Origin of the sequence: Paenibacillus arenilitoris (assembly GCF_014705655.1) — a bacterium.
GTDB classification, from domain to species: Bacteria; Bacillota; Bacilli; order Paenibacillales; family Paenibacillaceae; genus Pristimantibacillus; species Pristimantibacillus arenilitoris.
Genome location: NZ_JACXIY010000020.1, coordinates 45,395 through 58,153 on the forward strand (window position 1 = coordinate 45,395; position 12,759 = coordinate 58,153).

Genomic DNA, 12,759 nt, shown 5'->3' on the forward strand with positions numbered 1-12,759 from the left:
CGTTTTTACGTCTTAGGACTCTTTTACTTCCGGTGCAGAGGTAATGATGGTATTGATTGCGCTGCGCTCGAACGTCATTTTTGTTGTGTCGTTGACACGGAGCACAACCGTATCGTCCGTCAGTTCCACGACCGTACCGTGCAAACCGCCAATCGTCGAAATTTTGTCGCCCTTCTTCAATTGGTTAAGCATGCTTGTACGCTGTTTCTGTTTCTTCTGCTGCGGACGAATAAGTAGAAAATAAAATACCGCGAACATTAGGACGAACGGCCAGATCATCTGAATGATTCCGGCTCCGCCTGTTTGCGCCTCTCCTGCTAGCCACATCGACATCGATATCCCCCCTTTCAAAACCCTTTCTCATTATCGAACAGGCCGTAGCTCGCGAAGAAGGAATCCCTGAAGTCAAGCAGCCTGTCTTCCATAATCGCTTGCCGGACGTCCCGCATGAGTTGCAGCAAGAAATGCAAGTTGTGATAAGTCGTAAGCCGCAGGCCGAACGTCTCGTCCGCTTTGATGAGATGCCGGATGTACGCCCTGGAGTAGTTCCGGCACGTATAGCACGAGCATTCCGGATCAAGCGGACCGAAGTCTTCGGCGAACTTCGCGTTGCGCACGACCAGCCTGCCTTGGCTTGTCATCGTTGTCCCGTTGCGGGCGATGCGGGTCGGCAGCACGCAATCGAACATATCGATGCCGCGAATAGAGCCTTCGATCAAGGCGTCGGGGGATCCGACTCCCATTAAATAGCGAGGTTTGCCGGCGGGCAATACGGGCACCGTATAATCGAGCACCTCGTACATCAAATGCTTAGGCTCGCCTACGCTCAGTCCACCAATAGCATACCCCGGGAAATCCATGGAAGTCAAATCATTTGCGCTTTGAATGCGCAAATCTTTGTACATTCCGCCTTGCACGATGGCAAACAGCCCTTGATCGTCGGGACGGGCATGCGCCTTCAAGCAGCGTTCCGCCCAGCGGGTCGTCCGCTCGAGCGATTTTTTCACGTAATCGTGCTCGGCCGGATAAGGCGGGCATTCGTCGAATGCCATCATGATGTCGGACCCGAGCGCGTTTTGAACCTCCATCGCCACCTCGGGAGACAGAAACTTCCGATCTCCGTTCAGATGCGAGCGGAAATGCACGCCTTCCTCGGTAATTTTGCGCATCTCGCTCAGGCTGAACACTTGAAAGCCGCCGCTGTCGGTCAGAATCGGCCTATCCCAGTTCATGAACTTGTGAAGGCCGCCCGCCTGCTTCACGATGTCGTGTCCCGGGCGGAGAAACAGATGGTACGTATTGCTCAAAATAATGTGGGCGTCCATCGCTTTCAATTCTTCCGGGCTCATCGTCTTCACGGTGGCCTGCGTTCCGACCGGCATGAACGCCGGCGTCTCGATGACGCCATGCGGAGTGTGCACGCGTCCGAGGCGGGCGCCGGATTGCTTGCATTGCTTGATTAATTCGTATTTTACCGCCACTTGTTCACGCTTCCTATTCCTGAATTAGTAAATAAACATCGCGTCTCCAAAGCTGAAAAACCGGTATTCTCTAGCGATCGCTTCCTCGTACGCGCGCATGACCCGATCCCGTCCGGCCAGCGCGCTGACCAGCATGACAAGCGTCGATTTCGGCAGGTGGAAGTTCGTAAGCAGCGCGTCGACCAGCTTGAACGCATAGCCCGGATAGATGAAGATGGACGTCCATCCGCTGCAAGCTTCGATCGGCTTTCCTTCGAAACGCGCCGCCACCGTCTCAAGCGTCCTGGACGATGTGGTGCCTACCGCTATAATACGAGCGCCGCTTCGCTTGGCTTCATTAATTATCGCCGCGTTCTGCTCATCCAGCTCGTAATATTCCGCATGCATCTCGTGATCCTCTACGTGCTCGACGGACATCGGCCTGAACGTGCCCAGACCGACGTGAAGCGTCACGTAAGCCAGCTTTACTCCTTTGCTCTGAAGCTTCTGAAGAAACGCTTCCGTAAAATGAAGACCTGCCGTAGGCGCCGCGGCCGAACCGGCATGCTTAGAGTAAACCGTCTGGTACCGCTCCCGCTCTTCCAATCGCTCTTTGATATACGGCGGCAGCGGCATTTCGCCAAGCCGGTCGAGCAGCTCCTGGAAGATGCCATCGTATTCGAAGCGGATCGTGCGTCCGCCCATCTCGCCTTCTTCCTCGACGACGCCGCGCAGGAGAGCGTTCCCCTTCCCGTCGTCTCCGAATGCTATGCTCGAGCCGATCTTCAGCTTCTTGGCCGGCTTGGCGAGCGCCTCCCACCGCTTCTCGCCGATTTGCTTCAGCAGCAGCAGCTCGACCTTGGCGCCGGTATCGCTCTTCATGCCCATCAGCCTCGCCGGAATGACTCTCGTATCGTTCAGGACAAGCACGTCGCCCTCCCGAAGATAGTTCTCCAAATCGGTGAAGCGATGATGCCCGATCTCGCCGGTGCGCTTATTGAGCGCCAGCAGCCTGGATGCGGTCCGGTCTGCAAGCGGCGTCTGCGCGATCAGCTCCTCCGGCAGGTGAAAATCAAACCAATCTACGTTCATATCGTCTCGATCATTCCTTAGCGATGGTGACATCTTTGTAGTAGTATTTCAAAATATATTGATAGTCATACCCTTGCCGCGCTAGGCTTAAGGCGCCGTATTGCGACATGCCCACGCCGTGGCCGTTGCCCGTGCCGACGAAACGGAAGGACGGATCCTTCGTCGCCGCGCGAATGCTGCCTTCGCCGTCCATAACGAACAGATTGGCGTCGCCGGCCGCAGACACGCTGCCTCCCGCGCTTATCGCGTACACCGGATCATCGCCCCCATTTCTCGTTCTGGACGCATTGCCGGCGCTCAGGACCGCGATCTTCGCCGTCTCTTCGATTTCGAACAGCGTGCTCGGGAGCGAACCCTGCACGCCAAGCGTGCCGCGCAACGAATCCGGACTGCCGACGTTCAGCTTCTGCCCGTTCGCCTGCACCTCGATCGCCCGGCCGGACGCGCCGCGCGCGCTTACTTCAAGCGTTCGGACCGTTCCCGAAAGGTCGGGATTCACTCTCGCATTAATGGCGGTCAGCATTTCTTGGGACGTGAACGGACCGCGAACCCAGGACATCGAGTTGGACTCGACCGTCTTCTCCAGCACGATCACCTCCGTGCCGCTGTCCGCCTGACCGATAAGCGGAATCGTATCTTGAATGACCGGATGCTTCCTTACTTTGGTGCCGTTCGTATTGACCTGCATGATCGCGCTTCCCGCTTCCGTCTTGCGGCCGGTCTCGTCGAGGAGATCGTCCCGGATATAACCGATCGCACCGCTTGGCAGCACCACCCTGTACCAGCTGTGAAGCCCCGCTTCCGACGAATCGTCGGCACTCTTCACCGGCTGCAAATAAGGCACGGAATTGCCCCATATTTCCTTCGCATCGGCCGTCATACCGCCTGCGTTCGCCGCAAACAGCGCTTCGATGACCTTGCCGTTGTAGAGAGCGACTTCTCCTGCCGTCGCGTCCACTGCCGCAATGGTCGAAGCCGTCTCGGAAGACGTCCCGTAATAGCCTTGGCTTAACGTCGTATCGACGACATGCGCGATTTGGAAGCCGAACCCTTTGTTCAGCGCGTAAGAACGGGCGGCGACCGCCTGCGCCTTCAATGCCTCGGCCGGCCAGGTCGGATACATCTCGACCCCGACGACCGAATACAAATATTGCTCGAACGGAAGCTCGTTCACGACGGCCATCCGCCCGTTCAGCACGCTGAGCTCGAACTCGCCGCGGTAGGAGCGGCCGCTTCTTTCATTCAGCTTGATCGGCGCTTCTCCGGCGGGCGATACGGATACTTTCGCGTCTCCTCCGCCGAAAGCGTACAGCTCGAAGCTGCTCTCGGCTTTGCCGCTTGCGGTATGATCGTTCCATAACAGCAAATAAGAAGAAGCGGAGTCGGCTTCCTTCAAGCTGCCGCCACCGGACGTCTTCGCAGCCGCAGCCTGCACGATTTGAAGCTCGGCGGCGGTCGCCGCGGCGCCTACCATGACGGAGTAGCTGGCGGCACCATTATTCGAACGGACCGCCACGTAGGCGTCGAGGCCCTCAGCGCCGAAGCCGGCCGCCGCCGTTATCGCGTCCGATTTGCTCGCGAGCGCGCCTGTCTCCAGATGAAGCGGGCCATGCAGTACCGGCTTGATGCCGCCGGACAGCTTGGCGAGCTCGCCGTCGGCCGCCCATTTGTTCAGTGCGGCGGTCGCTTCCGCCGCGGTCTGGTATGTACCTTCGATGACTTGATAGACGGCCGATCCATTCTTGGACAAAGAAGTCAGGAACGCCGCTCCCTTTAACGCCTGCACTCTCTTGAAAACGGCCAGCGCCGAAGCGAAATTGGGCGATTCGTACACCTTTACCTTGAAATCGTCGGCGGAGAACCGAACCTGCCGGGAGGCTTCAACGTTGAACCAGCCGGTCGTCCCTCCGGGCTCCCTCGTTCCGACGGTCATGCCGCCTGCGGACGAGAAGGTCGCCGCCGCCGTCGTATCGTCGTATTTTCCCGGCAGCTTCATGAACATCGCCACGCGGATCGTATCGAGCTTCGGCACCGCCGCCTGCGTCGGCGAAGCCGTCCATGCCGCAGCGAGCAGCACGATCGCGACGGATAAAATAAAATAACGCTTTACCGTATGAATATTAGCCATTCTTGTTCTTCTCCTCCCTGTCTGTCGGCAGCCCGCACCCGTGCGGGGTGCCGCCTTGCACCGCAGAACCGAACCATGCGTATCTTCTGGCGGCCGTGAACCGGTATTACCGATCCGCGAGCCGGTTCATGCCCGGTATCCGGCAGAGAGCCGCCTCTACCTTCCCGGCATGGGCAGGCCGAGATGGCGATACGCGCTCTCCGTCGCCGTTCTGCCCCGCGGCGTTCGCTGAAGAAATCCGATTTGCATCAAATACGGCTCGTATACGTCCTCGATCGTCTGGCTTTCTTCGCCGATCGTCGCCGCAATCGTATCGAGGCCGACCGGACGGCCAGCGAAGGTCGTCATCATGGCATGCAGCATCTTGTGGTCGATGCTGTCCAGCCCCATCGGATCGACCTGCAGCAGCTCGAGCGCGGATCTCGCGATATCGTGCGTAATGACGCCGTCGCCGCGCACCTGCGCGAAATCGCGCACCCGCTTCAGCAGCCGGTTCGCGATCCGCGGCGTTCCGCGGGACCGCATGGCGATCTCGGAGGCGGCCTCGCCGACGATGCTTACGTTCAATATTTCCGATGCCCTCGCCACGATGAACGCAAGCTCGTCCACCGTGTAAAATTCCAGCCGGCTGACGACGCCGAACCGGTCGCGCAGCGGCGCCGACAGCAGCCCGGCTCTCGTCGTGGCCCCGATCAGCGTGAACGGCGGCAAATCCAGCCTGACCGAACGGGCGCTCGGCCCTTTGCCGATCATAATATCGAGGGCGAAATCCTCCATGGCCGGGTACAGCACCTCTTCGACCGTGCGGTGCAGCCGGTGGATCTCGTCGATGAACAGCACGTCGCCCTCCTGCAAATTCGTTAGCAGCGCCGCAAGATCGCCCGGCCGCTCGATCGCGGGTCCCGACGTCGTGCGGAGATGAACGCCGAGCTCGTTTGCGATAATGTTGGACAACGTCGTTTTCCCGAGACCGGGAGGACCGTACAGCAGAACGTGGTCCAGCGCTTCCTTGCGCATCTTCGCGGCTTCGATGTAAATCTTCAAATTTTCCTTGACCTTCGTTTGACCGATATATTCGGCCAGGTAGCGGGGACGAAGGCTCAGCTCCACCGCGTGGTCTTCCATCATGAGGTTCGCGGAAATGATTCTTTCGTCCAACTCTCGTCCAACTCCTTCCGTCAACCTTTAAAGAGCTGCTGCAGCGCCCGCTTCATGAGCGAATCGACCGATTCCTCGGCTGTCGCGCCGTCCTGCAGGCCGGTCCAAGCCTTATCCAGCTCCGCAGCCGTATAGCCGAGCGCCGCGAGAGCCTCGCGCGCCTCCGGCCAAGCCGTTCCCGCTCCTTGTCCGGACCCCGCATGCGCCGACAGATCCATCGCCACGCCTCCCGCCGACAGCAAGCCCCCGTCCAGTCCGGCGCCGATCAGCTTGTCCTTCAGGTCGAGAATCATGCGCTGCGCCGTCTTCTTGCCGATGCCGGGAAGCTTGGTCAGGAACGAGATATTCTCCTGTTGAATCGCGGCAATGACCGCGTCCGGACGGCCGCCGGAAAGTATGCCGAGTGCGACGCGCGGACCGATTCCCGACACTTCGAGCAGCTTGCGGAAGAGCGTCTGCTCCTCCCTCGTCTCGAAGCCGAACAGCAAGATCGCGTCCTCCCTCACGTTATGGTGAATATAGACGGTTACGGGCTCATCCTTCTTAGCGAACGCGTACGGGTTCGGCGTAAATACCCGGTAGCCCGTGTCTCTTACGTCGAGCACGATATATTCCGATTCCAAATAAACGACACGGCCTCTCAAAAAATCAATCACGAACGATTCACCTCGTTTATTTTCCCGCTCATGACCGCGGTATGGGCATGGCAGATCGCCACCGCCAGCGCGTCGGCGACGTCGTCCGGCTTCGGGACCGCCGACAGCTTCAAAAACATTTTGACCATTTCCTGCACCTGCTTCTTCTCGGCCTTGCCGTAGCCGACGACCGCCTGCTTCACCTGCAGCGGAGTGTATTCCCCGATCGGCAGGCCGCGCTGGGCGGCGGCCAAAATAATGGCCCCTCTGGCCTGCGCGACGTCGAATGCCGTCGTGACGTTCCGGTTGAAAAACAGCTTCTCCACCGCGATTGCGTCCGGCTTGTACTTATCCATCAAAGCGCCCGCGGATTCATAGACCTGCAGGAGCCTCTGCTCCGGCGGCGTATCGGGCTTCGTCTGAATGCATCCGTACTGAACGGGCGTTAGCTTATGGCCGATTTTATCAATAAATCCGAATCCGACGATCGCATAGCCGGGATCGATTCCTAGAACGCGCATGCGGTCATCTCCTTCTATGAGCATCCCGTCTATTATAGCAAAACTTGGCGAGAATGAGAACGCGCGTTTGATATTTCGATGGAACGGAATAACAAAGAGGGAGCGGAAGCCCGTACCCGGGCTCTCGCTCCCTCTTGGCTGACTAAGGCTGGTAAGCCGGCGTCATGACCTTTTCGTTTTTTTCGATCGCGTAATCGCTGTAGGTGGACAAAACGCTGTTGTATTCGTCGATGTCGCTTACCCGAATGCCGCCGGCCAGCTCGTCGAGCTTGTCCTGCGGCAGGCTGCTCTCCATGTACCTGACGTCAAGCTGGAAGAAGGTGCGCACGACCTTCTCTTTCTTGGGGGCCCCGTCATACAGCGTCAGATTGCCGTCCTTGTCGACGCCGAAGTACGCATTCGCTTTGCAATGCTCGGATAAGTCGTCCACCTGCTGCTCGAACAGTACGGTGCTTTGCCCGATGTCCAGCTGCGCCCGCCAATCGGGATGCGCCCGGTGCAGGCGCGCGACCTGATTGCCCGTCATGCGGCCAAGCGGCTTCAGCTCGTTCCCGCATAGATAGACGCGGTGCAGCTTTACGGATACGGGTTTATTCAACTGCTCGAGCGACCGGATCAAGCCGCCCTTCTCCGGCGTCTCCGCCGCCGCGGCAGAGACGTTCCCTGCATACGGCGGGTAGAGTGCCCCCGCGAATAAGCCGAGCAGCGTGCAGCCGAGCATCCACATGGGACGGCGTTTGCGGCGCAGCCGCTTTTTCAAGTTTTTCCAAAGGCTGAATTCCATCATAAGGAAGACCCTCTTTATTCGTTTTTGATAGTGTGCGCCAATCTTGTCTAATTATTCAATTTTCTCTCATTAAATAGCAAACGCTCCGGTTCACCCCCTATAGGGGAGTGAACCGGAGCGTGAACCATGCGGATTACCGGTTAATCCATGGCCGGTTGCCGCGTTTCTTCGTTTGGGACGGACGGGACGCCACGGTGCGGATAACCGCTTTTTTTGCCGTTTTGCGTGGCGTCGCCGTTTTGGACACCTTCTGCGTCTCGCTTTCCGCGCCTCCGTCTTCGGCCGATTCCTCGACCCGGTCGCCCTTGCAGCCGCAGTCGTCAGCAGCTCCGGCCGTCTGCGGCCAGTAAGGATAATGGGAATACGGCGGATAAGCCGACAAGCCCGCGACGGACGGATTGCCGTAGCCGTAACCGTAGCCCGATTCCGGCAGCACGCTGGCCGGGGATACGCTTCCGTGGCCATAGCCGTGACCGTAGCCGTGGCCGTAATCGTAATCAGGCTGGAAACCGGCAGGCGACACGAAGCCTTGGTTCGGTCCCTCGGACATCGGGGAAACCATGCCCTGGTTCGGCATCATCGACATCGGCGATACCATGCCCTGGTTCGGACCCGCCGACATCGGCGATACCATGCCCTGGTTCGGGCCAGCCGACATTGGTGACACCATTCCCTGGTTGGGACTAGCAGACAACGGCGACACCATGCCTGGGTTCGGATTAGCCGACATCGGCGACACCATGCCTGGGTTCGGATTAGCCGACATCGGCGACACCATGCCTGGGTTCGGATTAGCCGACATCGGCGACACCATGCCCTGGTTCGGTCCCGCGGAAGCGCCGGCGAGCAGATTGGCATTCTCGTCGCCCATCATCATCGGGCTGACCATCGGGCTGCCGTAGCCGTACCCCCAGCCGTGGCCGACGCTCTGCGGCGACGTCGAATGCGAAGGAAAGGAGCCGGCGAACACCGTTCCCGGCGGGCAATCATACGGCGAGTCATGTCCTTCGCCAAGCGGACTTACCATGCCCGGGTACGGGACGGGCTGCTGCCAGCCGCCGTAACCGTGTCCGGTATGGGCAGGCAGCGTCATGCCGTGGCCGTAGCCTCCGTAAGTAGGCTGCATCGCGGCGGGAGAGAAGGCTTCCGGCGCTTTCGGCAAATCGTGCAAGGACATGACTTCCGTGGCCGGGATGCCGTATTGCTTGAACAAATCGACGTTCGGCTTGTATTCGGCGTGGATCGGCTGCAGTTTTTTCTCTACCGGCTTCTCGATCGGCAGCGCCTTCTTCGGCTGAATGTTGGCGGCCTTCGGCGCCGCGAGCGGAGTCGGTTCGGCCGGCTTCACGATCGGCGCGCTTTGCTTGGCGATCGGCGCGGCAGGTTTCTTCTCCTGGATTGGCGCGACAGGCTTCTTCTCTTGAAGCGGCGCGACGGGTGTCGGGGCCGGAGCGGGTGCCGGAGCGGGCTCAACCGGCGCAATCGGCGCGGTCGGGGCTTTGCCCGGGATCGGAGCGGTAGGCGTCTTGCCCAAAATCGGCGCGGTAGACAGTTTGCCTACCCAGCCTTGCACGCCTTGCATGATCGAGCTTGGATGAAGGGGATGGGCTCCGGCTGCGCTCTTAGCGCTTTGGGCGGTCGTCGTCCCCTCCGGGTGCGCGTTTACTTTCGGAATGTTGACGATCTCGCCCGTAAGCAGCACGTTCGGATTTTTCAGCTGGGGATTCGCTTTGATCATGTCCGCGAGAGGCACGCCCCACGCCTTCGACAGCTTCCATAGCGTATCGCCTTGCTTGACGACGTGCTGATGCATAATATCCATTCCGCCTCCATGTCCGCCATGATGGCTCGACGGAATTTTCAGCTTCATGCCGACGTCGATGGCATCCGGATTCGTAATGCCCGGATTCAGCTTCAAAATCTCTTCCAGCGATACGTTATACTTCTGGCCGATGAAGTACAGCGTGTCGCCTTTTTTTACAATATGGATCTTCACTCGCTGATACCCTCCTGTCACGTTCTGAATATCAGGCACGGCTAATGCCTGCTATCGATCCTTACATCCTATGCAGAACATGGGCAGGTGTCGCCACTTTCACAAAAAAAAAGTACCCCGGCGCCCGCACGCGCCAAAAAAAGACCGTCCGCGGAAGGATCGCCGGGAACCTTCTGCGGACGGTCTGATAGGCCGGCCGTCGGCCTATTCGAACGCTTTGACGCCGTCTACCGTTACGATTTTGCGGAATTCCTGCAGCAGGTTGGTCGTAATCGGCCCGGCCTTCCCGGAGCCGATCGTGCGGCCGTCTACCTCGCGCACCGCGATGACTTCCGCCGCCGTGCCCGTGAAGAACACCTCGTCGGCTACGTAGACGTCGTGTAGCGTGAACGGCTCTTCCTTCAGCTTGTAGCCGTGCTTTGCGCACAAATCGATGATCGCCGCTCTTGTTATGCCCTCCAGGGCGCCGACATAGCATGGCGGAGTGTAGACGACCCCGTTCTTGATGATGAAAATATTGTCGCTCGAGCCTTCCGCGACGTAGCCTTGCGAGTTTAGCATGATCGCTTCGCCCACGCCGGCAAGGTTCGCTTGGATTTTCACCAAAATATTGTTCAAATAATTGAGCGATTTGATTTTTGGATTCAAGGCGTCGGGAATGTTGCGCCGCTGCGACACGGATACCGACACGAGCCCGTTCTTGTACGCTTCCTCCGGGTAGATGGCGAGCTGTTCGACGATGATGATGACCCATGCGGACGGGCAGCGCTTCGGATCGAGACCCAGATTGCCGGGGCCGCGGGAGACGACGAGCCGGATGTAGCCGTCGCGCATTCCGTTGCGGCGGATCGTTTCGACGAGCGCGTCCTGCATTTCGCCGTGCGACAGCGGCATATCGAGCATAATCGATTTGGCCGAATCGTACAGCCGGTCAAGGTGCTCCTTGCATTTGAAAATATTGCCGCCGTAGATTCGGATGCCCTCGAATATGCCGTCGCCGTACAAAAAGCCGTGGTCGTAGACCGAAATTTTCGCGTCCTCTTTCGATACAAAATCCCCGTTCAAGTAGATCCATTGCTGTGCCATAACCTGTCAAACACCTCCAAAAAGTATGTCGCCTCGTTATTGCGCAAGCTTATAATTTTTTGTAATCCGCAAAGCTGGGGTAGCTTCCCAGAATGCGGACATGGCAGCCGATCGCTTCGATTTCTTGAATGGCGGAAGGCAGCAGCACCGTGTCCAGCGCCATGTCGATATCGATATAGAAATAGTAATTGCCGAGCTTCTTCTTCGTCGGGCGGGATTCGATGCGGGACAAGTTGATCTTGCGCCAGGCGAACGCCGAAAGCACCTGATGCAGCGCTCCCGGATAATCCTCGGGCAGCGTTACTAATATGCTCGTTTTGCGCGAATCCGATTGGCGCGCCGTATACGGCGCAGGCCCGACGAGCAGGAACCTCGTATAATTGTTGTCATGGTCCGTGATCGCGCTTGCGATCACGTCGAGGCCGGCGTTCGCGGCGGCCGTCATCGTCCCGATCGCGGCCAGACCCGCCCCCGGGTTGTTTTGGGCGATCCGTACTCCTTCGGCCGTGCTGCTGACGGGCTCGGTTGCCGCATGCGGCAGATGCTTGCGCAAAAACTGGTAGCATTGCGCGATCGCAACCGGATGGCTGACCACCTTCGTAATAAGCGAATAGTCGATCCCGCCCGACGCGTCCTTCAGCTCGGACGCCCGGCCGATCAAATTCTGAATCGAAGGATAGACCCATTCCGCCTGGATCGGAAGATCCACTTCGTGAACGAGCCAATCCATATGCAGACTCACGGAGCCCTCGATCGTGTTCTCGATCGGGACGATGCTGTAGTCGCTTACCCCGCTTGCCGTCGACAAAAACACGTCCGAGATCAGTCTGTGATGCTTCCAGTCGACCTCTTCCCCGCGAAACAAATGCTTGGCCGCTTCGTCCGACACGGAGCCGGCCGGCAATACCGCTATCGTCTTCATGCTATTACGTCTCCTTTAACTCTATCCATGAACGGAATCCCGGCCTGCGCGCCGGCGTCCTTAACCGTCGCCTTCGCCCCGTCCGCGCAAGGCGGCAGCCACAGCGTCTCCGCCTCGATTCCTTCCTGCTTCAGCGTGTCCAGCAGAAACCGCTCGAGTCCGGCTTTGTCCGGATTGCCGGCATCGACGAAAGCGATCAGCGTCGGGCCGGCCCCGCTTAGCGCGGCGCCAAGCGCCCCGTGCTCCGCGGCGCGCTCCAGTATCGTCGTCATGCCGGGAATGAGTGCGGCGCGGTACGGCTGATGCAGCCGGTCCTTCATCGCGTGGCGGATCATGCCGAGCTCGCCGCCGGCTAGCGCCGCAACGAGCAAGGAGCTCCGACCGACGTTGAACACCGCGTCCGCCATGCTGATTTGCGCCGGAAGCGCATGACGCGCCTTCTCCGTGAGCAGCTCGAACGCCGGAATCGCGACGAGCGCCTCTAATTTCTTATGCGGCTCGATCCGTATGTAGTCGGCGCGATAGCCGTCCCAGGCGGATACGACGATGCCGCCGAACAGCGAGGCGCCGACGTTGTCGGGATGGCCCTCCAGCTCGGTTGCCATCTGGAACAGCTTGTCTTCGCCGAGCGCATTGCCGATAAGCGCGTTGGCGGCGACCAGCGCCCCGACGATCGCCGACGCGCTGCTGCCGAGTCCGCGGGCCAGCGGAATCTCGCTGTACATGGATACGGCCAGCTCCGGAACGGATACGCCCGCTTCATCGAATACGAGCTGGGCAACCTTGTAGAGCAGATTCGATTTGTCTCGCGGCAAGCCCTGCATCTGATCGCCATGGAAACGGAACGTCGTCTGCTCGGACGCCTCAAGCTCGATCCAGGCGTACAGCGACAGCGCCATTCCCAGCGAATCGAAGCCGGGTCCCAGGTTGGCGGTGCTTGCCGGTATTTTCACGATGACTTTGCGATTGTTCAT

12 protein-coding genes are annotated in these 12,759 nt (G+C 59.2%); all 12 read right to left on the minus strand.

Annotation, left to right across the window (positions count from 1 at the left end):
• Positions 1-12: 12 nt before the first annotated feature.
• Positions 13-327: a preprotein translocase subunit YajC gene (gene yajC / locus IDH41_RS17735; protein ID WP_190863512.1), complete on the minus strand. Its 315-nt coding sequence runs from the start codon at positions 325-327 to the stop codon at positions 13-15.
• Positions 328-347: 20 nt separating this feature from the next.
• A complete protein-coding gene (tgt, locus tag IDH41_RS17740; RefSeq protein ID WP_190863340.1) occupies positions 348-1,481 on the minus strand; it encodes a tRNA guanosine(34) transglycosylase Tgt in 1,134 nt (377 codons plus the stop codon).
• Between the two features lie 24 nt (positions 1,482-1,505).
• Positions 1,506-2,552, minus strand: a complete 1,047-nt coding sequence (queA, locus tag IDH41_RS17745) for a tRNA preQ1(34) S-adenosylmethionine ribosyltransferase-isomerase QueA (RefSeq protein ID WP_190863343.1) — start codon at positions 2,550-2,552, stop codon at positions 1,506-1,508.
• A 10-nt stretch (positions 2,553-2,562) separates the two neighbouring features.
• On the minus strand, positions 2,563-4,680 hold the full coding sequence (locus IDH41_RS17750) for a SpoIID/LytB domain-containing protein (protein ID WP_190863345.1): 2,118 nt from the start codon (positions 4,678-4,680) through the stop codon (positions 2,563-2,565).
• Between the two features lie 156 nt (positions 4,681-4,836).
• Complete coding sequence (gene ruvB, locus IDH41_RS17755) at positions 4,837-5,838, minus strand: Holliday junction branch migration DNA helicase RuvB (protein ID WP_190863346.1); 1,002 nt, start codon at positions 5,836-5,838, stop codon at positions 4,837-4,839.
• 20 nt (positions 5,839-5,858) lie between these two features.
• Positions 5,859-6,494, minus strand: a complete 636-nt coding sequence (ruvA, locus tag IDH41_RS17760; RefSeq protein WP_190863348.1) for a Holliday junction branch migration protein RuvA — start codon at positions 6,492-6,494, stop codon at positions 5,859-5,861.
• Complete coding sequence (gene ruvC, locus IDH41_RS17765; RefSeq protein WP_190863350.1) at positions 6,491-6,994, minus strand: crossover junction endodeoxyribonuclease RuvC; 504 nt, start codon at positions 6,992-6,994, stop codon at positions 6,491-6,493. The genes ruvA and ruvC overlap by 4 nt, the downstream gene beginning before the upstream one ends.
• A 142-nt stretch (positions 6,995-7,136) precedes the next feature.
• Positions 7,137-7,781: a BofC C-terminal domain-containing protein gene (locus IDH41_RS17770; RefSeq protein WP_190863352.1), complete on the minus strand. Its 645-nt coding sequence runs from the start codon at positions 7,779-7,781 to the stop codon at positions 7,137-7,139.
• Between the two features lie 133 nt (positions 7,782-7,914).
• Positions 7,915-9,777 carry a LysM peptidoglycan-binding domain-containing protein gene (locus IDH41_RS17775; protein WP_190863354.1) on the minus strand — a complete coding sequence of 621 codons (1,863 nt, stop codon included), beginning with the start codon at positions 9,775-9,777 and terminating at the stop codon, positions 7,915-7,917.
• A 204-nt stretch (positions 9,778-9,981) separates the two neighbouring features.
• Positions 9,982-10,863 (minus strand): branched-chain-amino-acid transaminase, encoded by an 882-nt coding sequence (gene ilvE / locus IDH41_RS17780; protein WP_190863356.1) that lies wholly within the window; start codon positions 10,861-10,863, stop codon positions 9,982-9,984.
• 49 nt (positions 10,864-10,912) lie between these two features.
• Positions 10,913-11,785: a prephenate dehydratase gene (pheA, locus tag IDH41_RS17785; RefSeq protein WP_190863357.1), complete on the minus strand. Its 873-nt coding sequence runs from the start codon at positions 11,783-11,785 to the stop codon at positions 10,913-10,915.
• Entirely contained in the window at positions 11,782-12,759 is a 978-nt protein-coding gene (thrB, locus tag IDH41_RS17790) for a homoserine kinase (RefSeq protein ID WP_190863359.1), read from the minus strand. The genes pheA and thrB overlap by 4 nt, the downstream gene beginning before the upstream one ends.